The organism is Paenibacillus medicaginis, from assembly GCF_042138635.1.
GTDB lineage: Bacteria > Bacillota > Bacilli > Paenibacillales > Paenibacillaceae > Paenibacillus > Paenibacillus medicaginis.
This window is the reverse complement of record NZ_JBHIRY010000017.1, coordinates 73,989-97,891: the sequence shown is the minus strand read 5'-3', so window position 1 is coordinate 97,891 and position 23,903 is coordinate 73,989. Positions and strand designations below refer to the sequence as shown.

At 50.4% G+C, this 23,903-nt stretch carries 17 protein-coding genes and 2 CRISPR repeat arrays; of the genes, 14 read left to right on the top strand and 3 right to left on the bottom strand.

Annotation, left to right across the window (positions count from 1 at the left end; all coding sequences use genetic code 11):
• The first annotated feature begins 72 nt into the window (after window positions 1-72).
• The 4 genes from ACE5LO_RS17200 (at window position 73) to ACE5LO_RS17185 (ending at window position 5,264) form a co-directional block, all read left to right on the top strand.
• The gene (locus ACE5LO_RS17200) at window positions 73-954 is read left to right on the top strand and encodes a carbohydrate ABC transporter permease (RefSeq protein ID WP_375521240.1); all 882 of its coding nucleotides are present in this window, start codon (window positions 73-75) and stop codon (window positions 952-954) included.
• Complete coding sequence (locus ACE5LO_RS17195) at window positions 954-1,784, top strand: carbohydrate ABC transporter permease (protein WP_375521239.1); 831 nt, start codon at window positions 954-956, stop codon at window positions 1,782-1,784. The genes ACE5LO_RS17200 and ACE5LO_RS17195 overlap by 1 nt, the downstream gene beginning before the upstream one ends.
• 56 nt (window positions 1,785-1,840) lie before the next feature.
• On the top strand, window positions 1,841-3,130 hold the full coding sequence (locus tag ACE5LO_RS17190; protein WP_375521238.1) for an ABC transporter substrate-binding protein: 1,290 nt from the start codon (window positions 1,841-1,843) through the stop codon (window positions 3,128-3,130).
• Between the two features lie 127 nt (window positions 3,131-3,257).
• The gene (locus tag ACE5LO_RS17185; protein WP_375521237.1) at window positions 3,258-5,264 is read left to right on the top strand and encodes a beta-galactosidase; all 2,007 of its coding nucleotides are present in this window, start codon (window positions 3,258-3,260) and stop codon (window positions 5,262-5,264) included.
• 250 nt (window positions 5,265-5,514) lie between these two features.
• Window positions 5,515-6,490: direct repeats of the CRISPR family, unit length 32 nt; unit sequence GTCGCTCCTTATACAGGAGCGTGGATTGAAAT.
• A 181-nt stretch (window positions 6,491-6,671) separates the two neighbouring features.
• Here ACE5LO_RS17185 and ACE5LO_RS17180 read toward each other — a convergent pair.
• Window positions 6,672-7,184 carry a VOC family protein gene (locus ACE5LO_RS17180; RefSeq protein WP_375521236.1) on the bottom strand — a complete coding sequence of 171 codons (513 nt, stop codon included), beginning with the start codon at window positions 7,182-7,184 and terminating at the stop codon, window positions 6,672-6,674.
• Between the two features lie 177 nt (window positions 7,185-7,361).
• On the opposite strand from ACE5LO_RS17180, the gene ACE5LO_RS17175 reads away from it, so the two are divergent.
• Together ACE5LO_RS17175 and fosB are read left to right on the top strand one after the other, a co-directional pair.
• Entirely contained in the window at window positions 7,362-8,180 is an 819-nt protein-coding gene (locus tag ACE5LO_RS17175; protein WP_375521265.1) for a helix-turn-helix domain-containing protein, read from the top strand.
• A 100-nt stretch (window positions 8,181-8,280) separates the two neighbouring features.
• Window positions 8,281-8,700, top strand: coding sequence for a metallothiol transferase FosB (gene fosB / locus ACE5LO_RS17170; RefSeq protein WP_375521235.1), 420 nt, complete (start codon window positions 8,281-8,283; stop codon window positions 8,698-8,700).
• Between the two features lie 172 nt (window positions 8,701-8,872).
• Here the strand turns inward: fosB and ACE5LO_RS17165 are convergent, their stop codons facing one another.
• A complete protein-coding gene (locus tag ACE5LO_RS17165) occupies window positions 8,873-9,598 on the bottom strand; it encodes a type II toxin-antitoxin system prevent-host-death family antitoxin (protein WP_375521234.1) in 726 nt (241 codons plus the stop codon).
• 228 nt (window positions 9,599-9,826) lie between these two features.
• On the opposite strand from ACE5LO_RS17165, the gene ACE5LO_RS17160 reads away from it, so the two are divergent.
• From ACE5LO_RS17160 to ACE5LO_RS17125, 8 genes are all read left to right on the top strand, one after another.
• Window positions 9,827-10,522 carry a nuclease-related domain-containing protein gene (locus ACE5LO_RS17160; RefSeq protein WP_375521233.1) on the top strand — a complete coding sequence of 232 codons (696 nt, stop codon included), beginning with the start codon at window positions 9,827-9,829 and terminating at the stop codon, window positions 10,520-10,522.
• Between the two features lie 198 nt (window positions 10,523-10,720).
• Window positions 10,721-11,354: a CRISPR direct-repeat array (repeat unit 32 nt; unit sequence GTCGCTCCTCATGTAGGAGCGTGGATTGAAAC).
• 609 nt (window positions 11,355-11,963) lie between these two features.
• Window positions 11,964-13,391 carry a glucuronate isomerase gene (gene uxaC, locus ACE5LO_RS17155; protein WP_375521232.1) on the top strand — a complete coding sequence of 476 codons (1,428 nt, stop codon included), beginning with the start codon at window positions 11,964-11,966 and terminating at the stop codon, window positions 13,389-13,391.
• Window positions 13,392-13,412: 21 nt separating this feature from the next.
• Complete coding sequence (locus ACE5LO_RS17150; protein ID WP_375521231.1) at window positions 13,413-14,909, top strand: tagaturonate reductase; 1,497 nt, start codon at window positions 13,413-13,415, stop codon at window positions 14,907-14,909.
• A gap of 1 nt (window position 14,910) precedes the next feature.
• Complete coding sequence (locus ACE5LO_RS17145) at window positions 14,911-16,401, top strand: UxaA family hydrolase (RefSeq protein ID WP_375521230.1); 1,491 nt, start codon at window positions 14,911-14,913, stop codon at window positions 16,399-16,401.
• 258 nt (window positions 16,402-16,659) lie between these two features.
• Complete coding sequence (gene uxaC / locus ACE5LO_RS17140; protein WP_375521229.1) at window positions 16,660-18,075, top strand: glucuronate isomerase; 1,416 nt, start codon at window positions 16,660-16,662, stop codon at window positions 18,073-18,075.
• A 20-nt stretch (window positions 18,076-18,095) separates the two neighbouring features.
• Window positions 18,096-19,484 (top strand): glycoside-pentoside-hexuronide (GPH):cation symporter, encoded by a 1,389-nt coding sequence (locus ACE5LO_RS17135; protein WP_375521228.1) that lies wholly within the window; start codon window positions 18,096-18,098, stop codon window positions 19,482-19,484.
• Between the two features lie 171 nt (window positions 19,485-19,655).
• Window positions 19,656-21,125: a tagaturonate reductase gene (locus ACE5LO_RS17130; RefSeq protein ID WP_375521227.1), complete on the top strand. Its 1,470-nt coding sequence runs from the start codon at window positions 19,656-19,658 to the stop codon at window positions 21,123-21,125.
• An 18-nt stretch (window positions 21,126-21,143) separates the two neighbouring features.
• Window positions 21,144-22,634 carry a UxaA family hydrolase gene (locus tag ACE5LO_RS17125; protein WP_375521226.1) on the top strand — a complete coding sequence of 497 codons (1,491 nt, stop codon included), beginning with the start codon at window positions 21,144-21,146 and terminating at the stop codon, window positions 22,632-22,634.
• Window positions 22,635-22,733: 99 nt separating this feature from the next.
• Here ACE5LO_RS17125 and ACE5LO_RS17120 read toward each other — a convergent pair whose 3' ends face one another.
• Complete coding sequence (locus tag ACE5LO_RS17120; protein ID WP_375521225.1) at window positions 22,734-23,666, bottom strand: VOC family protein; 933 nt, start codon at window positions 23,664-23,666, stop codon at window positions 22,734-22,736.
• Between the last annotated feature and the right edge of the window lie 237 nt (window positions 23,667-23,903).

Genomic DNA, 23,903 nt, shown 5'->3' with positions numbered 1-23,903 from the left:
TGTTTGCGCAGGCGTATTCCAATCATAATAACAATACAACAGTTATTCGACAGAAAGAAAGGGGGCTGCGCCATGAGTAGTAAAAGAGCGTCAAGATGGGGACTGCAAATATTTTTCGTGGGACCTGTTTTTCTGTTTTTTCTAATCGTCATGGTGATACCGTTCCTGCTCGGGATGTATTATGCGCTGACCGATTGGAATGGCGTGGCGAGCACGGTAAACTGGGTAGGACTGGACAATTTTAAAACGATATTCACGAATGATCCGGACTTTTGGTCATCCTTCTGGTTCACCACCAAATTTACGCTGGTCGGCATTGTGCTGACGAATATTGTCGGCTTTTTCCTCGCGTATTTTGTAACCAAGGGGTTGAAGACACGCAACATTTTGCGTACGATTTTCTTTATGCCAAACGTAATCGGCGGGCTGCTGCTCGGATTTATTTTTCAGTTCATATTCATCAAAGGTTTCAATACGATGTTTGAACTGACCGGCTGGTCCTTCTTCGGACTTCCTTGGCTTGGGGATGAAACCACTGGTTTCTGGGGGATCATGATTGTGTTTGTATGGCACACGGCGGGTTATCTGATGGTCGTATATATCTCCTCGCTGAGCAACGTTCCTTCCGAAGTGATCGAGGCTGCGGAGATTGATGGGGCAAGCCGCTGGCAGATGCTGCGCAGCATCATCGTTCCGCTGATTATGCCGGCAGTGACGATCTGTCTGTTCCTGGCGATTTCCTGGGCGTTCAAAATGTTTGATCTCAACCTGTCACTGACGAAAGGCGGACCGTTCAAATCAACGGAATCCGTGGCGATGAATATTTACAACGAGGCGTTCCAGAATAACCGTTACGGTCTGGGTACCGCCAAGGCCATTCTGTTCTTCGTGATCGTAGCCGCTATTACGATGCTTCAAGTGCGCGCGACGAAGAATAAGGAGGTTGAAGCCTGATGCTGAAAAGATATACCGGACGAACGCTGGTTGTGGAGATCATTATGGCGTTAATCGGCCTGCTGTTCTTGTCTCCGTTCTACTTTCTCTTCGTGAACTCGGTCAAGCCCTTCGGCGAGATTATGTCTGATTCGGCAAGCTGGCCAAAGGTATTTCAATGGGAGAACTATTCGAAAGCCTGGGAATTAACGCAATTTCCGCAGGCATTCACAAACTCACTCATGATTACCGTTGTTAGTGTGGCCATTCTGGCGCTGATCAGCTCGATGGCTGCGTACCGGATGGTCCGTTCCAATACATGGTTTAACCGTGTCTTGTTCATGCTGCTTATCGCTTCCATGGTCATTCCGTTTCAAACGATCATGATGCCGTTGCTGCGGGTCGTTAATGAATTGGGGTTGAACAATACCCGTACCGGACTGATTATGACTTATCTTGGTCTGGGGGCACCGATGGCGGTATTCTTGTTCCACGGGTTTGTCAAATCGATTCCGCTGGAAATCGAAGAAGCTGCAACGGTGGATGGATGCACGGGGATCGGCGTTTTCTTCCGCATCGTGCTGCCGATGATGCGGCCGATGCTGATGACGATTATCGTGCTTAACTGTTTGTGGGTATGGAATGATTACTTGCTGCCATCGCTGATTTTGCAGCGGCCGGAGATGCGGACGATTCCGCTGGCTACCTTCGCATTTTTTGGACAGTACACGAAGCAGTGGGATATTGCTCTGCCAGCGCTTGTACTGGGCATTGCGCCAATCGTTGTTTTCTTCTTGTTCTTGCAGCGTTATATTGTCGAGGGAATCGCAGCCGGGTCGGTCAAAGGCTAACGCCGACCGATCCGCTGTTCCAATAAACTACAATAGATTTAGGGGGGCAAGGTTAAATGAAAAAGGCTAAGTATTCTATCATTTTGTCGGTTTTGTTAACGATGTCGGTTATACTTTCCGCTTGTGGCGGCGGCGGAAATCTTGTAAGCGATAACAATAGCAGCGGCGACAAACCAGGGCAAAAAACGGTAACGATTTTCCAATTCAAAACGGAAATCGTAGAAGGGCTTAACGAGCTGAAGGTCGAGTTTGAAAAAGAACATCCAGACATCAAGCTGGACATTCAAACGGTGGGTGGGGGCGCAGACTATGACGCGGCTCTGAAAACGAAATTCGCTTCCGGCGATGCACCGGATATTTTCTCTAACAACGGTTATGCCAAGCTGGATATGTGGCAAGAGAAGCTGGAGGACTTGTCCGACCAGCCTTGGGTGAAGGATCTGGTGCCACTTGCGGCAGAAGCGATCACCAAAGATGATAAAGTGTATGGATTGCCGCTTGATTTGGAAGGTTTCGGTTATGTCTACAATAAAGACCTGTTTGCAAAAGCGGGCATCACGACACTGCCAAAAACGTATTCTGAGCTGGAAGCAGCAGCCAAGAAATTGCAGGCTGCAGGCATCACTCCATTTGCCAATGCTTATCAGGAATGGTGGCTGGTAGGTAGCCAGGGCATCAGCGTGGCTTTTGCTAACCAGGATAATGTGGATGGTTTTATTAAAGGACTGAATGAAGGCACGTCTTCGATTGTTGGCAACGAGCAATTCGCTAACTGGGCGAAATTGATGAAGCTGACACTGGATTATGGCAACAAAAATCCGTTGACCACCGACTATAACACTCAGGTAACAATGTTCGCCAATGGGGAAGCGGCGATGATGCAGGAAGGCAACTGGGCGCAAACGATGATCGACGGTATCACACCGAACATGAACATCGGAATTCTGCCAATGCCGCTGAGCGACGATGCAGCCAAGACAGGTAAAGTAACGATTGGCGTACCGGTGAACCTGGTTGTCAACAAAGATTCCGATGCTAAAGAAGAGGCGAAAATTTTCCTGAACTGGCTCGTTACTTCAGATATCGGTAAGGAATATCTCGTGAAGAAATTCAAATTCATTCCGGCTATGACCACAATTCAAGCTACACCGGAAGATATGGGACCGATTGCAACTGATCTGGTGAAATACGTAGAGGAAGGCAATATTTTCGCACATCAGGCCGGTAAGTTCCCGGATGGTGTGGCTCAGGAGTTTGGGAGCGCGATCCAGCAATATTTGGCAGGCAAAAGCGATGTTGAATCCTGGCAGAAAAATATGCAGGCCGCATGGGATAAGTTGAAATAATTGCAAGTATGAATATTGAATGATGAAAAGGCAGGCCGCCTCCAGCCACTTATCCTTTAAAGGAGAAGAATGAGGCGGTCCCTGCCTTTTCCTATTTAATCCGTTTGCGGTCAAAGGGGGAACAAGCGTGGAGAACCAATATGTTGATGCTCATAACGTGCAAATCGGTGTTGTATATTATCCGGAGCATTGGGATCCTTCTCTCTGGGAGGAGGATATTCAACTAATGAAGCAAACGGGTGTCCAGGTGGTGCGGTTGGCGGAGTTTGCCTGGAGCCGGATGGAACCGTCGCCGGGACGATATACCTTTGAATGGCTGGATCAGGCATTGGATTTGTTCGCCAAATATCAGATCCGTGTTGTTCTGTGCACGCCGACCAATACGCCTCCGCGCTGGCTTAGCGAAATGAAGCCGGATATTTTGCCGGTATTCGCGAATGGGGGGACGCATCATCCGGGGGTACGGGGCCACCGCTGTTACAACAGCGAATCACTCCGCGATTACGGGGCACGGATCATCACACAGATGACCGCTCGGTATGGTGACCATCCCGCCGTGATCGGCTGGCAGCTCGACAATGAGTATTGGGTCATCGATTGCCACTGCGATACCTGCAATCAACGCTTCCGGGAGTGGGTGCAGGAGAAGTATGGTACGCTGGAGAACGTGAACCGCGAGTGGGGAACGGTCGTATGGAGCGGTGAATACAGCGATTGGAGCCAGGTAGGTGTGCCTTATGGCGGCTCAAGACATCAGAATCCATCGTATTTGCTTGATTTTGCCCGGTTTCAATGGGATTGCATTGCTGACTTTCAGCGCGAGCAAATTCGTGTGATTCGCGCAAATTGTCCTGGGCATTGGGTGACCCACAATTTTCATACCTATCCGCAGCGTCTGAACCTGTACCAGGTCGGAGCCGACCTGGATGTGGCTGCCTTCGACTATTACCCGAATACCGCTCCGGACAAACAGGCGACAGGTCCCTACAGCGGTGCGTTGTCCCTGGATGTGACGCGTGGCATCAAGCGGCGTAACTTCTGGATCATGGAGCAGCTGAGCGGGCCGCCGGGCTGCTGGTTTCCGACCTGGAGAGCGCCCTATCCCGGATTTATCCGCGCGTTCTCCTGGCAGGCCATCGCACGGGGAGCTGACACGGTCGTTCACTTCCGCTGGCGCTCGGCGGTTGCCGGGGCGGAACAGTTCTGGCATGGGCTGATCGATCAGAGCAACGTGCCTGGCCGCCGTTTCAGGGAGTTTGCTGAGCTGTGCGGGGAGGTCAATGCCCTGGCCGATAAGCTTCAGGGAACCGCTCTCGTTAATGAAGCGGCAATTCTGCTCTCGCATGAGCATTTGGAGGCTTTGCGCATTCAACCACAAGCCGAAGGCTACGATTATTATGAAAATGTGAAGGACTATCACCGTGCCCTGACGAAGCTCGGAATCGGCTGTGATGTGATCGAGTGGACGCAGGCACTGGATGGCTACAAGCTTGTTGTGGCTCCGAGCTTCTATCTGCTGAACGAGGAAGTGACCACTGCATTGGAACGCTTTGCCGCCGCAGGGGGGACTGTCGTTGTAACAAGCCGTTCCGGTGTAAAACATATGAACAATCAGCATGTGATGCTGCCGCTGCCTGGGCTGCTGGCGAATTGCACCGGAGTGAATGTAGAGGAATATGATGCGATTGGCCGGACAGCCATGCGTGTTGTCGATGGTGAGGGACGCTCTTACCAGGGCTCGCAGTGGTGTGATGTGCTGAGTCTGCACGGTGCTAAGGCGGTTCTTTGGTATGACGAAGAGTTCTACAAGGGCACACCGGCGGCTACGGTCAACAGGTTTGGGCAGGGGAAAGTTTATTATCTCGGCACACATCTCGATGAAGTCTGCTTGATGCGTTTATTCCGCGAGATTGCTGAAGAGCTGGGGTTAATGGTGATGCCCGATCTGCCGGAGGGTGTGCAAATCGCCATCCGCACGGGGACAACGGGCAGCTATTTATTCGTGCTCAATTTAAGCCGCGATCCGCAGCAGGTGATGATGCCCGATGCGTACCCTAGTCTGCTGTACGAAACGGAGCGGGGCAATGTGCTGAGTCTTGCGCCTTATGGTGTTGACATTTTGCAATTGTCGTAGATGCTGTTGCCTCAGATTTGGCACTATTTCTTGTGCAGTTTAGTATACGCACAAAGGCAGGGATACCGGATTTATGAATTTTGGTGCGAACCCCAAGCTCACATGAAATTCCCGGGAGATTCGCACCGCTATATAACAAGGGATTTTCGCTATTTACCGGGGCATATTTTAAGAATATAATTAAAAAAATGAGGGATTCGCACTTTTGAGGGTCTAATCCCTTGTCCCGTAAGGCCGCAAATGGGCCGCTGTCGCTCCTTATACAGGAGCGTGGATTGAAATCGGACCGCCCGGGTGATTTCGTCTGCCAGGTTATCGTCGCTCCTTATACAGGAGCGTGGATTGAAATCACGAACAACAGGCCCCATCCAGCGACCCCGAAATTAGTCGCTCCTTATACAGGAGCGTGGATTGAAATTATCCCGCCTGCCTTGACTTGGAATAGAGCGTCCCCGTCGCTCCTTATACAGGAGCGTGGATTGAAATAACTCCTCTTTTGCCAAAGTCTCGATGTCCACGTCGCTCCTTATACAGGAGCGTGGATTGAAATCAAGAAATGAGGTTTAAACATGTCCGACAACTCGGTCGCTCCTTATACAGGAGCGTGGATTGAAATAATAACACAGTAAAGGGGAGATAACTATGCTTATATCATGTCGCTCCTTATACAGGAGCGTGGATTGAAATCAACCCGGCTGGTAACACCAACGTTACACTGAGTCGCTCCTTATACAGGAGCGTGGATTGAAATCGCACCCGCGAGCGCTGACCTACCTGCTAACCATGTCGCTCCTTATACAGGAGCGTGGATTGAAATATGCAATGTCGGAAGTAACTCCTCACCAATTGGAATAGTCGCTCCTTATACAGGAGCGTGGATTGAAATATCAGTTGCACTTTGTAAATGGATATTCGTTTCAGTCGCTCCTTATACAGGAGCGTGGATTGAAATGCATACCCTTCGGTTGCTCAGTCTCAGCAGCCAGATCATCTATGGTCGCTCCTTATACAGGAGCGTGGATTGAAATAGGATTCAAAAACCATTCCCCCGTATTGGTACCGTCGCTCCTTATACAGGAGCGTGGATTGAAATTGCACCGGACAGGTCACCGTCCGTTGCGGCATTAGTCGCTCCTTATACAGGAGCGTGGATTGAAATGATGTACAGCAGGCGCTTGATAGTATTACGGAGCCGTCGCTCCTTATACAGGAGCGTGGATTGAAATGACGACGTCCCCGAGAAGGTAAAGCATCTTCTGGAGCCGCATATCGATGAATGCTTCTATCGATGCGGCTCCGTTTTTCTAAGAAAAACAGCAGGCTGGAGAATTCGCGGTTAACGATGTTACGGAACTGATCGCCTGGCTCCTGTGAGCCTCACACCACTGATGTTGTGGAATTGCATGATTACAGGCTCTTGCTCCATTCGGCCACCCTGCGGTAGCTTTCTTCCCCCGAAATATCCTCAATTCGGGTCATGATCGACCATCTGATGCCAAACGGGTCCAGAATGCTGCAGTACCGGTCTCCGGAAACAAAGTTTGCAACCGGCTCTCTGACAGTCGCTCCGTTGGCTATGGCCAAGGCAAAGGTCTGGTCAACATCGGGAACATAAATTCCAAGCGAATAACATGCATTGCCGTCTCCCGGCGGCAGAACCAGTCGATATGCAGGGTTGGCGGCCCCCAGTTGCAAAAAGCCGTTGCCAAAATCGATATCCGCATGAACGATGATTTTATTGCCGTTATCGTCCATCTCTGTTGCGCTTTTCATTTTTGTCCCAAAAACGGTTTCGTAAAAGGTGATCGCTTCGGCCGGATTGTTCACCACGATAAAAGGTGTAATAGCAGTATATCCGTTAGGCGTCCCGTTTTGGGTATAACCCCCGCTCACACCTGCATGGTTGTTGTAATTGGTCATTTCTATTCCTCCCATTGGCAAATTTAAGGTCAAGCTTAGATTTCCCGGAATTTGCGCTCCGTATTGCGAAATCTGCTTGCATTTGGTAGTCTCCATTGTATGGGACAGGCACTGTGTATGTATTGTAAAAAGGCGACGCCGCAAGTAGGACAGGGAGGATTGGTGTGCTTGAAAAATATGGATGGCTCCTCGACGCGTGGCATTGTTCATGCCGCCGCCGGGCAGGGTAAGTTTGCGTTGAACCGCTTTGCACCAGGAACGATGCTCGAACCGTTTATCGAACATTACTGGACCATTCACTACCACTTGCCGGATGGGCAGCGGCATACTCAAACGGTTTTGTCGTTTCCGAACGTTCACCTGGCCTTCGAGCAGGATGACGAGGGGCGCCGGGCGCTGCTGTATGGCATTCCGAAACGGCCGTTTGTACGAGAATTGCACGGAGCGGGGTGGGTGCTTGGCATCAAGTTTCGCGCAGGCGGCTTTTTTCCGTTTTGGCAGCAGGATGTCGCACTGTTAACCGGGACGACGATTACGGCGTCCGAGGTGTTTGGCTCCCGTGCCGATGAGTGGAGAGACACCATACTTAATGCGGGCAGCGATACAGCGATGGCCGAGCAGGCGGAACTCGCCCTGTCGGCGAAGTTGCCAGAGCGTGATGCGCAGGCGGAACTGGCGGATCGCATCGTTCGAGACACGATGGACGACAGAAGCATCATAAGAGTAGAGCAAATGAGCGACCGTACAGGATTATCGGTCCGGCAATTGCAGCGCCTGTTCCGCAAATATGTTGGTGTCACTCCAAAGTGGGTCATCAAGCGCTTTCGGCTGCAGGAGGCGGCGAAACGGCTCGAATGGGATGAGTCGGCACAATGGGTGGAGCTGGCGGTGCAGCTCGGCTACTTTGATCAGGCGCATTTTATTAAAGACTTCAAATCCGTCCTCGGTCAATCGCCGGCAGCTTATCGAAAAGCATCAGATATTCGACGCGATTAGTTTTCAACCTTAGTATCCATTGTAGCGTGAACCAGCCTGTGGAAGCGTAGCCGATACTTGATGGCAGAGCTACAGCAAAACGCAGAGAGAAGTGAGAGTTATGAAAGTTAAGCAAATTAACCATTTATGCTTTTCCGTGTCGGATCTGGAGAGGTCTGTCCGGTTTTATGAGCAAGTATTCGATGGAAAACTATTGGTCAAAGGAAGAAAGCTGGCTTATTTCGACATTGGTGGGCTTTGGGTGGCCCTGAATCAGGAGGATATTCAGCTAGAACCGGGGCCCCGTTCCTATACCCATACAGCATTTACGGTTGACGAACAAGATTTTGATGACCTCTTGCAACGTTTGACCACGCTTGAAGTGGAGATATTGGAAGGACGTGAACGGGACTTGCGGGACAAAAAGTCGATTTATTTCCTGGACCCGGACGGGCATTTGTTTGAACTGCATACAGGCACGCTTGAAGACCGGCTGGCATATTACCGGGCGGACAAAACGCATATGACATTTTATGACTAAAACTTTTGCAACAAAACTGGCTACCCGGGGAGACAGCGGGGAAGGTTAACGTCTGGTTGGGCCGGTGGGAGAAGGGGAATAGCAGAGGTCCTTCAGCCCACCGATCCAATGGTAAATATCGCGGAATAAATGGCTCGTTGTTTGTGATCGGATTGATCAAAAAGGAGCCCAATCAGGCGAAGAGATCCCGCATCGAAACGCGCAGTCCCTTAAATAGCTGTGATTCCGCAAACTGTTCCCCGGTATTCGAGTAATAGGCTATATCCGCGATTTCACTATCAATTAAACTGTAAATCATCACTTGCTCCTTCATCGGATCAACGATCCAATATTCCTTAATGCCGCATTTCCTGTATAAATCGAGCTTTCGAATCAAATCCTTGCTTCGTGTGGAAGGAGACAACACCTCGACGGTCAGCTCCGGCGTGCCCTTGTATTTGCCTTTCGCATCAATCTGATCTTTGTCGCAAATGACAAGCAGATCCGGTTGTACGACACAGATATTCGTTTTCTCCTTCTCTAATGTAATATCGAACGGGGACGTCAGCGGTGTACAAGGTTGTCCTTTAAACCAATTATAAAAAGTGCCAATCAGCTCTTGTATGGCATGCTGGTGCTTGTACGAAGGGGAAGCAAGGTTATACACGACGCCGTCGATCAGCTCGAAGCGCTGCTCCGATGCTTCGGTCAGTTCGAGAAACTCCTCATAGGTTACCCAACCGTCACCGGCTTCGTATCTCAACGCCTCCTCTCTAAGGACGGATTCATCAATCCCGTTGAAAGCGCTCAATTTAGCTACATCCTTGCCATTCCTCGTTACGATAATTTCCTCATTGGCCTCCGCAAATTTTAAATACTTTCCGAAATTGTTTTGCATATCAGTTGAAGTAACCCGCATTATAATCACCTCAAATTAGCTATTATATAAAATATTTTAGCTAATTCATTTGTGTTTTTCAATGATTTCAGCTAAATATTCAGAATTTATCGTAGGAGATGGCCTCAAAAGATGTTATATTCGTCGGTTCGATATGTGGGGGAATTACCAGCTGTTACATAGATCAAGGGGCTTAAGAGAAACCCTGATTTATCCGATGTATATAAGGAAGAAAGGGGAGCAAGGGACATGTTCAAGAAATTTATATCTTTATTCATGCCTATCAACAATGCAGTCGTGAAAAAGCAGAATCAGAATGTTGCCAAGCCGACAGCCACCAAAACCAGACCTAAAGTAAAGCCTACCCGGATCGGAGAATTGGGGGAGCACAAAATTAACATCCAACTCGATCAACTCCCGAAGGGATGTAAGTATCTTAGTGATCTATTGCTCACCAACCCCAAAGCCCGCTCTGGCTACTCACAGATCGATCATGTTGTAATCACGCCGAGAGGGTTATTTGTGATTGAAACGAAGAATTACAACGGTGAGATCAAAGGTAGCAGGAAAGAGAGGAATTGGAGAGTCAGCAACCGCTTTAATATGTATAATCCTTTTATGCAAAACTTCGGACATATTCAGGCGATCAAAGGGCATCTGAAAGATTATGAAGAGATTCGTACCATATCTCTGGTTTCATTCACCATGCGTTGCCGATTCAGTGTTGATCCGGAGCTTCGGCAGATTAATTCCGATGAACTGATTGTATATGATGTGGAGTTATCGGAGTATATTCAGCGTAAATTGAATCGGTTGCAGGCGCAGGAAGTGAGCCGGATGTATTCCGAAACAGATATTCAATCCATATACAATATCCTGTTGCAGGCCAATATCACAGATCCAGCAACAAGAACGCTACATATCGAGAAAGCAAGAAAAAAATAATTCGTCGTAATTCAATGTAGTGAGATTGTTGGTGCGAACCCCAAGCTCACATGAAATCCCCAGGAGATTCGCACCGCCATATAACAAGGTATTTTCGCTATTTACCAAGGCGTATTTTAAGATTATAATTAAAAAAATGAGAGGTTCGCACTTTTGCAGGGCTAATCCCTTATCCCATAAGGCCGCAAAAGGGTCGCTGTCGCTCCTCATGTAGGAGCGTGGATTGAAACATGATTAGCGCCGCGTCCGCGCCATTAACGCAGTGGTCGCTCCTCATGTAGGAGCGTGGATTGAAACACGGACCACACGTTATAGTTAACAGGCTGCCCAGTCGCTCCTCATGTAGGAGCGTGGATTGAAACTGCTATGCCCCACCCAGTTTGACCTGTCACTGTATGTCGCTCCTTATACAGGAGCGTGGATTGAAACTGATCTGTTCGCTAACTTTGCGCATAACTGGGGTGGTCGCTCCTTATACAGGAGCGTGGATTGAAACATGTTCGTTATGCATACTCAGGCAATGGTGGTAGTCGCTCCTCATGTAGGAGCGTGGATTGAAACTTAAGTACCTCAAGCAGGGTAGTCGGGCTGTACGTCGCTCCTCATGTAGGAGCGTGGATTGAAACACGGCTCCTGCGGCTGTTTTGGTTACGGAGGAAGCTGTCGCTCCTTATACAGGAGCGTGGATTGAAACTTTATTCACCATAATGGCTCTGTATGGGTTGTATGCAGGTCGCTCCTCATGTAGGAGCGTGGATTGAAACCGTCACCCCGAACGCTTCTTTGACCTTGGTGAGCAGGTCGCTCCTCATGTAGGAGCGTGGATTAGGCCTCAGGCGGCCAAAGGCCATTTCCTTGATATGCCAGAATTTATAAGTTTTTAGCGGAGCTGAACAAATTCTATCATCGAAAGAAAACTACTCCCCAGGGTTTTGTACGAAAAAACGTACAAACAAGGGTCTGGGCGATCCCCGAGCCAGGGTTTTGTACGAAAAAACGTACAAATAAGGGTCTGGGCGATCCCCGAGCCAGGGTTTTGTACGAAAAAACGTACAAACAAGAGTCCGAGCGCTCTCCGAGTCAGGGTTTTGTACGAAAAAACATACAAACGAGGGTTTGAGCGCTCTCCGAGCCAGAGTTTTGTACGAAAAAACGTACAAACAAGGGTCCAAGCGGTCCCCGAGCCAGGTTTGTGCGAAAAAACATACAAACGGGAACCCGTCTAAACGCGGTCTGTCTGTTTTACAAGTACGTTGAAAGACGTTTTTCTTATCAAACGTGATCATGTCCTTTTTTTAAGTATGTAACGCCAAGAACATGATGTTAACGCTAACATTTTTGTTGCAATCTCCCTTGCTCTGTGTCATATAATAAAAGTAAGAAATTTTATATTTAAAAATGTTCACGTTAACATTACTTGTGGGAGAGGATGAATTTTTGCATGGTTAAACCGTTTCTGGATGAGGAATTTCTGTTGAACTCGGATACCGCCATTCTGCTGTATGAGAAGTATGCGAAGGATATGCCCATTATCGACTACCACTGTCATTTGAGCCCCCAGGAGATTCTGGAGAACAAAAGCTTCAAAAACCTGACCGAAGCCTGGCTATATGGAGATCACTACAAATGGAGAATGATGCGGGCGCACGGAGTGGAAGAGCGGTTCATTACGGGTGACGCGGATGATTACGATAAATTTCTGGCCTGGGCGCGGACGGTTCCCTGCATGATCGGCAACCCACTGTACGCCTGGACTCATCTGGAGCTGCAGCGGTTCTTCGGGGTGCATGAGCTGCTGAATGAGGAATCTGCCCCTGCAATCTGGGAAAAGGTCAACCGCCAGCTGCAAGAGGAAGGTTTCGGCGCGCGCGATCTGATCACCAAGTCCAAAGTGGAGGTTGTATGCACGACCGATGATCCTTGCGACTCGCTGGAATACCACTTGGCTATTCAGGAAGTGCAGGATTTCCAGACGAAGGTGCTGCCAAGTTTCCGCCCGGATAAAGGGTTTGAGATTGCCAGAAGCTCTTTTGTTCCCTGGGTGCAGAAGCTGGGAGAGGTGTCCGGGCTGGGCATTTCTGATTATGGACAATTTTTGAAAGCGCTTGAGAAGAGGGCTCGCTATTTCCACAATACCGGCTGTCGCGTTTCGGACTATGCGCTGGATACGGTTGTATTTGCAGAGACGACGCTGGAAGAAGTCTCCGCCATTTTTGCAAAAGCGATATCTGGTGAAAAAGTGACGGCGGAAGAGGAAGCGAAATACAAATCCTACACGCTGGTGTTCCTGGGCAAGCTGTACGCCGAGCTGGATTGGGCGATGCAGTATCATATTCATGCCCTCCGCAACAACAATACGGATGCCTTCCGCAAGCTGGGTCCGGATACGGGATATGATGCGGTGAACGACGGGCCGATCGCCAATGCTCTTGTTGGGCTGCTTGACTCCATTGAACAGCAGGGCGGGCTGCCAAGAACCATTTTATACTCACTGAATCCGAATGATTATCACGTGCTTGCAAGCCTTGCGGGCAGCTTTCAATCCGGTGGGGTGCGGGGCAAAATCCAGTTTGGCACCGCCTGGTGGTTCAACGATCATAAGGAAGGCATGCTGGAGCAAATGAAGGTGCTGTCCAATTTGGGTATGCTGTCATGCTTTATCGGCATGCTGACCGATTCCCGCAGCTTTTTATCTTATACAAGACATGAATATTTCCGCAGACTGCTGTGCGATCTGGTGGGCACCTGGGTGGAAGAAGGGGAAGCGCCCCAAGACGAAGCACTGCTGGGCCGACTGATCCAGGGCATCTGTTACGACAATGCTGCCGCTTATTTTAAATTTCCGGCGACGGCGGTACTAAAGCGCTAACCGACTGACTGGAGGAAGATGATGAGCATTTTAAGCAGACAGACAAGGCAGGAAAGAACGAATTATCCGGTAAAGGTCGTGCAGTTTGGAGACGGGAACTTTATGCGGGCGTTTGCGGATTGGCAGATTCATATCATGAACAACAAGCTGGGCTGGAATGCAGGAGTAGCGGTACTCCAGAATCGCGCGGGGGGTGTGTCCGCGGAGCAGTTGCAGGAACAGAACGGGCTGTTTACAGTTTGCGTGGAGGGCTTCCGGGATGGGCAGGCGGTAAGAGAGTATACCCTTGTAGAGTCGGTAGTTCAGGGGATTAATCCCTATACAAACTATGAGGCTTATGCCGAACTGGCGGTTCTGCCTGATCTGCGTTTTGTTCTGTCCAATACGACGGAAGCAGGCATCATGTATGCGGAGGAAGACAGGCTGGAGGACCAGCCGCAGGGCAGCTTTCCCGGGAAATTAACTGCACTGCTGTACCGGAGATACCAGCATTTCAACGGAGATCCTGGGAAGGGGCTCATTATCATTCCGTGTGAGCTGATTGAGCGCAATGGGGGGACGCTGAGGGGCATCGTGCTGCGTCATGCTGAAAAATGGGGGCTGGAGGAGCCGTTCATACAGTGGCTGGGTGAGCATAATCTGTTCTGCAGCAGTCTGGTTGACCGGATCGTATCAGGTTATCCACAAGATCGGGCGGCTGAAATGGAGGCCAAGCTGGGCTACCAGGATCCATTTCTGACCGTTGCGGAGCCTTATCATTTGTGGGTGATCGAGGGGCCGGACTGGCTTCGTGCCGAGTTCCCGGCTCATCAGGCGGGCCTTAATGTGATCATCACCGATGATTTAAGCCCTTACCGGACCCGGAAGGTGCGTATTCTGAATGGCGCTCACACAGCGCTGACCCCGGTAGCTTATTTGGCGGGCCTAAATACGGTTGAAGAAGCTGTAAATCATGAATTATGCGGAGCCTTTGTGGAAGCCTTGATCCAAAAGGAGATTATCCCTGTACTGCACATTGACGAGCAGGAATTGCGGGATTATGCGGATGCGGTGCTGGAGCGCTTCAGGAATCCTTATCTGCGGCACCAGCTCCTGAGCATCGCGCTGAACTCATGGTCCAAGTTTGATGCCAGGCTGAAGCCAACTTTGCTGAGCTTTGAGCAGCAGCAGAAGCGGCTGCCGGACCACATGGTGTTTTCGTTGGCAGCACTGATTGTCATGTATAAAGGTGTCAGAGGCTCAGAACAGATTCAGTTGTCCGATGAACCCGCTGTTCTTGAGCTGTTCCGGCAGGAATGGGGGCAATACGACGGAACACGTGCTGCGGCGGGTCAGCTGGTGAGCCGTATTCTGCAAAATACACGAGTATGCGGCGGCGAGCTGGGGACGGTGGCAGGGCTTGCGGAGCAGGCGGCAGATTATGTCCATGAGATTGAAGCTTCTGGTATGTCGCGGACGCTGGCCCAATTCTTTGGAATTTCGGACCTTCTGATCTCCGCACAGGAAGGAGAAGAATGAGATGCTGGAAGTGATTCGCATCAACGAGCAGGACAATGTAGCGGTGGCGCTGCGTGAGTTCAGCCGGGATGAATCTATCCGGATTGAGGAGATGGAAATCAAGCTTGTGGAGGATATCCCGCGTGGGCACAAAATTGCGCTAACTGTCATTCAGGCAGGGGAGAATGTGCTTAAATATGGTTATCCGATCGGCCATGCTGTAGAGGAGATCGCTCCCGGCCGCCATGTGCACACCCATAATACGAAAACCAATCTGACCGGGGTGGAGCAGTACAGTTATGAACCGAAGCTTGCGGCGAATGATTACAAGAACGAGCAGTTGACCTTTGAGGGTTATGTCCGGAAAAACGGCCGTGTCGGCATCCGCAATGAATTGTGGATCGTGCCTACGGTAGGCTGTGTGAACGGCGTGGCTGAAATGATCATCAACCGTTTCAAGGAAGAAGCGGACTCTATTGCTCCCTTTGAACAAACGCTTGTGCTTAAGCATAATTACGGCTGCTCTCAGCTTGGCGATGATCATATCATGACACGTACGATTCTTGCGGATGCCGTCAAGCATCCGAACGCCGGTGGTGTGCTCGTGCTGGGACTTGGCTGCGAGAACAACAGCATGGATGAATTCCGGGAAGCTATCGGCGATTATGACGAGCAGCGGGTAAAATTTCTGCTGTCCCAGGAGGTAGGGGACGAGGTGGAGGCAGGCGTAAAGCTGCTGCACGAGATTCACCGTAATGCCCAGGGGGACCGCAGGCAGACGGCTCCGTTGTCCGAGCTCAGCATCGGCTTGAAATGTGGGGGCTCGGACGGCCTATCGGGCATTACGGCCAATCCACTGGTGGGCAGGTTGTCCGACTTTATGGCAGCCCAGGGCGGGACGACCGTGCTGACCGAGGTGCCGGAAATGTTCGGTGCTGAACGGATATTGATGGAACGTGCTGTGGATGAGCAGGTATTTGAAAAGATCGTGGACCTCATTAATAATTTCAAACAGTATTTTCTCGATTATAATCAGCCTGTATATGAGAATCCCTCGCCTGGCAACAAGGCCGGCGGCATCACTACGCTGGAGGATAAATCGCTGGGCTGTACGCAGAAATCCGGAATTTCTGCGGTGAATGATGTGATCCATTACGGTGAGAGGCTGCAGACGAAAGGGCTCAATCTGCTGAGCGCGCCGGGCAATGATCTGGTGGCCTCCTCGGCGCTTGCAGCGGCGGGCTGTCAGCTCGTTATTTTCACGACAGGGCGGGGGACTCCGTTCGGTTCCTTCGTGCCAACGATGAAGATGTCCACCAATACGCCGCTGTATCAGGCAAAGCCGCATTGGATCGATTTTAACGCCGGTGTGCTGGTGGAGGGAACGAGCATGGAGGAGATTGTGCGCGATCTGATCCAGTACATCATCGAGGTGGCTAGTGGCAGGCTTGTCAACAATGAGAAGAACCAGTTCAGGGAGCTCGCGATCTTTAAAAACGGGGTAACCTTATAACCAAGTGATATCCAATGGGTCATTAAACGGTTTGCGGTCAAACCGCCCGGAGACGATGCGACAGGTGTATTCAACTTTTCCTTGAATACGCCTGTTTTTTTGTCTGCCTTAGCCTGTATGTGTAACAGTATGCGAACATGAATTGAACTGTATTAATTGCATGATAAATATCACATGCAATTGGTGCTAAAGCAATTACAATGGAAAATGTTCACGTTAACAAAAAACATGAAATACACGGAAAGGGATGGACAGGAAATGGCGAAACCGTTTTTGGATGAAAATTTTTTGCTTGGCAATGACACGGCGGTGACTCTCTATCATCAGTATGCGAAGGACATGCCGATCATGGATTATCATTGCCACTTGAGCCCCAAGGAGATTTACGAGAATAAAACATTCAGCAATATTACGGAGGCATGGCTGTACGGAGACCACTACAAGTGGAGGCTGATGCGCGCTAATGGAGTGGACGAAGAGCTGATCACCGGCGGAGCCAGCGATTACGATAAATTTCTGGCCTGGGCACGGACGGTTCCTATGCTGATCGGCAACCCGCTGTATCACTGGACGCACCTGGAGCTGCAGCGTTTTTTTGGCGTTTACGAGCTGCTTAATGAAAAGAGTGCACCCGCGATTTGGGAGAAGGTGAACAGTCTGCTGCAAGGAAGCGGCTTCGGAGCGCGTGATCTGATTACCAAATTCAATGTAAAAGTGGTATGCACAACGGACGATCCGACCGATGATTTGCTTTATCATGCCAAGATCGCTGAGCTTCAGGATTTCGGTACGGCTGTTCTTCCCAGCTTCCGGCCCGACAAAGGGATTGAAATCAACCGCGATACGTTCCGTCCATGGGTCAAGAAGCTGGGGAAAGTCAGCGGACAAAATACAGCGACATATGAGGGTTTTCTGAAAGCGCTTGAAAGCCGTGTGGAGTATTTCCATTCCATTGGCGGTCGTGTATCGGACCATGCGCTTGATACGGTGATGTATGGCCAAACGACGCTTGAAGAGGCGGCGGATATTTACGAAAAGGCTTTGGAGCAGGGGCAGGTTGCCAAGGATGAAGAAGCCAAATTCAAAGCCTATACGCTGGTATTCCTGGGCAAGCTGTATGCGGAGCGCGGCTGGGCGATGCAGTATCATATTCATGCGCTGCGCAACAACAACAGTGCCATGTTCCGTCTGCTTGGCCCGGATACCGGGTATGATGCGGTCAACGAAGGGGAGATTGCCCGTCCGCTGCAGGGGCTGCTGGATGATCTGGAAATGGCAGGGGCATTGCCGCGAACCGTTCTGTATTCCCTGAACCCAAATGACTATCCTGTACTTGCCACGCTTGCGGGCAGTTTCCAGGGCAAAGGGATACCCGGTAAAATTCAATTCGGCACCTCCTGGTGGTTCAACGACCATATTGACGGCATGGTGGAGCAGATGAAGATGCTGGCAAATGTTGGCGTACTGTCGCGCTTTATCGGCATGCTGACCGATTCCCGCAGCTTCTTGTCCTATACAAGACATGAGTATTTCCGCCGTATTTTATGCAATCTGATCGGGACCTGGGCGGAAAACGGGGAAGCTCCACACGATCTGGAGCTGCTTGGCGGCATTGTGCAGGACATTTGTTATAACAATGCGGAACAATATTTTGCTTTCCCGGTGGACATTTGAGCAATTAAGGGGTGGGTTGCATGGGAGCGCCAACGCTGAACAGCACGATCAACACCATTAGCGGTACAAGCCAGCATATTCAATTAAAAGAGAAAATTTCGTACGGATTAGGGGATTTCGGGAACGGATTTATGTTTGATTTGGGCCAGTTGTATTTACTCAAGTTTTTTACGGATGTGGCGGGCATTTCCGCCGCAGCGGCAGCCGGCATATTCCTGGTCAGCAAACTGTTTGCGGCGGTATGCGATCCGATTGTCGGTTCGACGATTGACTACCGTAAAAATATCGGCAAACGCGGAAAATTCAGGCCTTATTTGATTTACGGCAGCATTGTGCTGGCCATTTTGACCGTGTTTACGTTCATATCTCCCAATCTTTCACCGGCAGGCAAGCTGATTTATGCTTACGTCTCTTACATGATTTGGGGGATCGGTTATTCCTTCGTTAACATTCCTTACGGATCGCTTGGGGCAGCCATCACGCAGGATACGGTCGAACGCGCTTCCCTGTCCTCGTTCCGGCAGGCAGGTTCGCTTGGCGCCTTGTTCGTCACGAGTGTTGTCGTGATGCCGCTCATTCTGCTCTTTCCGAACAACCATATGGGCTATCCGGTGGTGATGGCTATCATGTCATTGATCGGTGTCATCTCCTTTATTTTCTGTTACCGCGGCACTACTGAGCGAATCGTCAATTCATCGGGACCCAAAGAGAAGCTGTCGGTCGGGGTCGTTGTGAAAACGTTTATCGGCAACAAACCGTTGCTTGTTCTGGTATTGATGACGATTTTCACCATTTCAGCCTACAACATCAAGTCGGCCATGCTGGTTTATTTCGCCGAGTACAACCTGGGGCATGTTGAATTGATGGCATACATAAACTTTATCATCATCGGATCTTCCTTTTTCGGCGTACTGTTTCTGCCCAAGCTGGTTAAAACCTTCGGCAAACGGAATACGGCGCTGCTGGGCATGCTGGTGAGCGTCATTGCGGATACGCTAAACTTCCTGATGCCGTCCAATGTGATTCTGTTCACAATTCTGGCCAGCGTGTCATTTATCGGCATCAGCATTCCGAACGGGGTCACCTGGGCCTTCGTGTCTGATATTATCGATTTTGGCGAATGGAAGTCCGGCGAACGCAAGGAAGGCACGACTTATTCGCTGTTTAATTTCTCGCGCAAGCTGGCGCAATCATTGTCCGGCTTTCTGTCCGGAATCGGTCTGGCGCTGGTCGGATATCAACCGAATGTTGCGCAGACGCACGGCACCCTGATCGGCATTAAAGCCTTGCTGTGCCTGTATCCCGCCATTGCGCTGGCCATCGCCATGCTGGTGATCGGACTGATGTATAAGCTGACGGACAGCAAGCATGAGGAGATTGTGCAGGAGCTGCAGGCACGCAATTCATAATGAGAGCCGGGAAAGCGCTGTCAGCAGCCGCAAGCGTTTTGGATCGAAAAATCACTATGCAGGCCTTAATTGGAAGGATGGTCTATATGATATGTGATCTTTATCATGTATGTTAACGTGTGCATTAAGTTAAAATCACGGCAAAAAGAAAAGTAGGGAGGATAGCCCTTTATGGAAAGATTAAACAGAGATTTTCATAAATCGAAGGCTTATACCGAAAAAGTGCTGCAATTTGGCGAAGGAAATTTCCTGCGCGCTTTTGCGGACTGGCAAATTGACGTTATGAACAAAAAGGCGGGCTGGGACGCCGGCGTTGTCGTTGTGCAGCCGCTTCCGCAAGGAATGGCCGGCATGCTGAACGAGCAGGACGGGCTGTATACGGTGTACCTTGAAGGCATCAAACACGGAGAGGCGCTAAAAGAGAACACGGTTGTCGAATGTGTGACACGTGTCATTAACCCTTATGAAAGCTATAACGAATACGAGGCGCTTGTCCGCCAACCCGAGCTGCGCTTCATCATATCCAATACGACGGAGGCGGGCATTACCTTCGCGCCGGAGGATCGGCTGGACGATGCGCCGCAAAGCAGCTTTCCCGGCAAGCTGACCGCATTCCTGTACCGCCGTTACCAGTATTTTGAGGGCGATCCGGGGAAAGGCTTCATGATCATCCCCTGTGAGCTGATTGACCGCAATGGCGAGGAATTGAAAAAAATCGTCCTGCAATATACGAAGCTGTGGAATCTGGAAAGCGGTTTTGCCGCCTGGCTGGAGGAGGCCAATACCTTCTGCTGCAGTCTGGTGGACCGGATTGTGCCGGGATATCCGCGGGAGCGGATGGAGGAAATTACAACGGAGCTTGGTTACGAGGACCGCCTCGTGGTGGTGGGCGAGCAATTCCATCTGTGGGTCATCGAAGGTCCGCAATCCGTCAAGGATGAGCTGCCTGTAGAGCAGGCGGGCTTGAATGTGCTGGTCGTTGACGATATGACCCCGTACCGGACGAGAAAAGTAAGAATTTTGAACGGGGCGCACACCGCTCTGACCCCGGTAGCCTATTTGTACGGTCTGGAGACGGTAAAGGAGGCGGTCGAGCATGAATCCGTCGGTGCTTTCGTGCATGCCTTGATTCGGGAAGAAATCATCCCTACGCTGGATTTGCCCGAGGCCGAACTGCGCTCATTCGCGGCGGCGGTGATGGAACGGTTCAAAAATCCGTTTGTACGGCATTATGTCATGAGCATCGCCCTGAATTCTGTATCTAAATTCAAAACAAGAGATTTGCCTACACTGCTGCGGTATGTCGATAAGCAAGGCAAACTTCCGGAAAAAATGGTGTTTTCGCTGGCAGCGCTGATCGCTTTTTATAAAGGAAAAAGAGGCGAACAAACCATTGAACTGGCCGATGACCCCGACGTGCTCGACTGGTTCCGGGAGCATTGGGCGGCATGCAAAGGCACGGAAGCGGGCGTTCGCCGACTGACGGAGCAGGTGCTTGGCAACGAAGCTTTCTGGGGCAAGGCTTTGAACGGCGTGCCGGGATTGACGGAACTAACGGCAGACTTTGTTGCACGGATTGAGAGGGAAGGCATGAAAGAAGCGTTGGACCGCTTAATAAGCAACAGCGTGCAGGCAAGTTAAATGTCGGAGGTAACGAAGATGATCGAAAGCATCAGAATCAACGAACATGATAATGTGGCAGTGGTTTTACGCGATTATAAGAAAGATGAGACGCTGCGCATCGGGGGCTGCGAGGTCGTGCTGCGGGAGAGCGTGACGCGCGGTCATAAAATCGCCCTGCACGATATTGCCGCAGGCGGCAATGTGCTGAAATATGGCTATGCAATCGGCTACGCGACCAAGCCCATTCGAGCAGGTGAGCATGTGCACACGCATAATGTGAAAACGAATTTGACCGGGGTGGAAGAGTACCGTTATGAGCCGCGTCTGCTTCCGAATCCTTACCGGCAGGAGGAGCGGACCTTTGGAGGTTTCAGAAGAAAGGACGGCAGTGTCGGCATTCGCAACGAGCTGTGGATTGTGCCGACGGTTGGCTGTGTCAACGGCATTGCAGAAATGATTCTGAAACGTTACCAGGAGGAAGTCGGTGGCATCGGACCTTTTGAAAATACCCTGGTGTTGAAGCATAATTACGGCTGCTCGCAGTTGGGGGACGATCATGCACATACGAAGACGATTTTGGCTGACACGGTGAAGCATCCGAACGCCGGCGGTGTGTTGGTGCTGGGACTTGGGTGCGAGAACAACACGATGAAGGAGTTCAAGGAGGCGCTTGGCAACTACAATGCCGAGCGGGTGAAATTTCTGGTGGCTCAGGAAGTATCCGATGAAGTGGCAGAAGGCGTGCGACTGCTGAAGGAACTTCATGCCACAGCACAGGAGGACCGCCGGGAAAGCGTACCGCTGTCGGAACTGAAGATCGGTCTGAAATGCGGCGGATCGGACGGATTGTCAGGCATTACGGCCAACCCGCTGCTGGGGCGGCTGTCCGATTATATGGCCGCGCAGGGCGGCACGACCGTGCTAACGGAAGTACCGGAAATGTTTGGCGCTGAAAAGATACTGATGGAACGTGCGGCCAACGAAGCGGTTTTTGCGAAAATCGTACACCTGATTAACGATTTCAAACAGTATTTTCTTGACTACAAGCAGCCTGTGTACGAAAATCCTTCGCCAGGCAACAAAGCAGGGGGCATTACGACCCTGGAGGATAAATCTCTGGGCTGCACGCAAAAATCGGGCCTGTCGCCCGTCAATGATGTGCTGCAATATGGTGAGCGACTGCAAACGAAGGGCCTTAATTTGCTGAGCGCGCCCGGCAATGATCTCGTTGCCTCTTCGGCGCTGGCTGCGGCTGGATGCCAGCTTGTCATTTTCACGACAGGCCGGGGCACGCCCTTCGGCTCCTTTGTTCCGACCATGAAAGTATCCACTAATACGCCTCTCTATCGGTCGAAGCCGCACTGGATTGATTACAATGCAGGCTCGCTGGTGGAAGACGTTAGTCCCGAAGAAGGGCTGCAGGATTTTATTCAATATATTATCGAGGTGGCGAGCGGCAAATGGGTCAATAACGAGAAAAACAATTTCCGGGAGCTTGCCATCTTCAAAAACGGTGTGACTTTGTGACAAGAACAGCGTAACTTTGCAAAGCACAGCTTTATATCCCCTGAAAACACATTGGATCATGTCGGTTATATCCAGTGAGTTTTCAGGGGATTGTGTTTTTTATTCTCCTTGAAATGCTTTTTCCAATTCCGCAAGATTAAACTTTTTCATGTTCAGGAACGCCTGCGTGACACGTTCGCGTTGCTCCGGCGTACCCTTGGTCATCATTTCGTCCAGCAGAGCGGGGGAGATTTGCCAAGAGAGACCGTATTGGTCTTTGAGCCAGCCGCATTGTTCTGCTTCAGGAACAGCGGAAAGCTTGTCCCAATAGTAGTCAATTTCCTCCTGTGTCTCGCAATTGACCAGCAGGGAAATCGCCTCGTTGAAGTTGAACTTGTGCTCCAGCGCGCTGTCCATTGCCGTGAACCAGGTGTTCTCCAGCCTAAAATCGCTGAACATGACCGTTCCCTCCCGCTCCGGCTCCTGCCTGGGGCCGTATCGAACGAGCGCGCCCGCTTTGGCATTTCGGAAGACTGTGAGATAGAACTCACGCGCTTCTTCCGCCTTGCCGCAATTTTCGCCTACGAACAGCAAGGATGGGATAATCTCCGGACGCGGCTCTCCATCCGGATTCGTCAGCATGAGCTGCCATGTGACGCCATACTTGTCCTGAATCCAGCCATACCGCTCACTGAACGGGTACTTATCCAACGGCATCAATGCGGTGCCGCCATCGGATAATTTGCTCCATGCCTCGTCGAGCATTTGGCGAGCGTTCTCTTCGCGGGACGGATCAAAATTGACCATAAACGAAATGGATGGATTGAACTTAAAGAGCGGTCCGGCAGAGATCGCCATAAACGGATGTCCCCAGACGGTAAAAGAAACGAGATCGCTATCCCCTGAAGGTGTGTCGTGCAAAGTCGTCGCGCTCGTGATCCCGGAATCCGGAAATATGGAGCAATAGAATTCTGCGGCTTCCTTCGCTTCTTTATCAAACCAAAGGTGTGGCGTGATAGAGGTGTGAGACGAACCATTTTTGGCAGCATTCATGATATTTTCCTCCTTCGATGATTCAGGTTGTCCTATCATTCTTTGGTGAAAACAGAAAATATAAACTGCAAACCGATACAAATTTTCGGAGCCACTTGGTCAAAATACTCTTCTCTGATAGTATAAACCGACTACGCCGTTCTTCATAGTTGCGTCTTCCGGCCGAGTGGTTCCTATTATAAAGTCTATTGTAGAATATAGTTTAGGCACACAGTTGGTAACGAATTGTACATACTT

What these genes read in the sequence shown, in the direction of transcription:
- ACE5LO_RS17200 (WP_375521240.1), top strand. Translation starts at nt 73, where the DNA reads ATGAGTAGTAAAAGAGCGTCAAGATGGGGACTGCAAATATTTTTCGTG.
- ACE5LO_RS17195 (WP_375521239.1), top strand. Translation starts at nt 954, where the DNA reads ATGCTGAAAAGATATACCGGACGAACGCTGGTTGTGGAGATCATTATG.
- ACE5LO_RS17190 (WP_375521238.1), top strand. Translation starts at nt 1,841, where the DNA reads ATGAAAAAGGCTAAGTATTCTATCATTTTGTCGGTTTTGTTAACGATG.
- ACE5LO_RS17180 (WP_375521236.1), bottom strand. Translation starts at nt 7,184, where the DNA reads ATGACCAATTACAACAACCATGCAGGTGTGAGCGGGGGTTATACCCAA.
- ACE5LO_RS17175 (WP_375521265.1), top strand. Translation starts at nt 7,362, where the DNA reads ATGGATGGCTCCTCGACGCGTGGCATTGTTCATGCCGCCGCCGGGCAG.
- fosB (WP_375521235.1), top strand. Translation starts at nt 8,281, where the DNA reads ATGAAAGTTAAGCAAATTAACCATTTATGCTTTTCCGTGTCGGATCTG.
- ACE5LO_RS17165 (WP_375521234.1), bottom strand. Translation starts at nt 9,598, where the DNA reads ATGCGGGTTACTTCAACTGATATGCAAAACAATTTCGGAAAGTATTTA.
- ACE5LO_RS17160 (WP_375521233.1), top strand. Translation starts at nt 9,827, where the DNA reads ATGTTCAAGAAATTTATATCTTTATTCATGCCTATCAACAATGCAGTC.
- uxaC (WP_375521232.1), top strand. Translation starts at nt 11,964, where the DNA reads ATGGTTAAACCGTTTCTGGATGAGGAATTTCTGTTGAACTCGGATACC.
- ACE5LO_RS17150 (WP_375521231.1), top strand. Translation starts at nt 13,413, where the DNA reads ATGAGCATTTTAAGCAGACAGACAAGGCAGGAAAGAACGAATTATCCG.
- ACE5LO_RS17145 (WP_375521230.1), top strand. Translation starts at nt 14,911, where the DNA reads ATGCTGGAAGTGATTCGCATCAACGAGCAGGACAATGTAGCGGTGGCG.
- uxaC (WP_375521229.1), top strand. Translation starts at nt 16,660, where the DNA reads ATGGCGAAACCGTTTTTGGATGAAAATTTTTTGCTTGGCAATGACACG.
- ACE5LO_RS17135 (WP_375521228.1), top strand. Translation starts at nt 18,096, where the DNA reads ATGGGAGCGCCAACGCTGAACAGCACGATCAACACCATTAGCGGTACA.
- ACE5LO_RS17130 (WP_375521227.1), top strand. Translation starts at nt 19,656, where the DNA reads ATGGAAAGATTAAACAGAGATTTTCATAAATCGAAGGCTTATACCGAA.
- ACE5LO_RS17125 (WP_375521226.1), top strand. Translation starts at nt 21,144, where the DNA reads ATGATCGAAAGCATCAGAATCAACGAACATGATAATGTGGCAGTGGTT.
- ACE5LO_RS17120 (WP_375521225.1), bottom strand. Translation starts at nt 23,666, where the DNA reads ATGAATGCTGCCAAAAATGGTTCGTCTCACACCTCTATCACGCCACAC.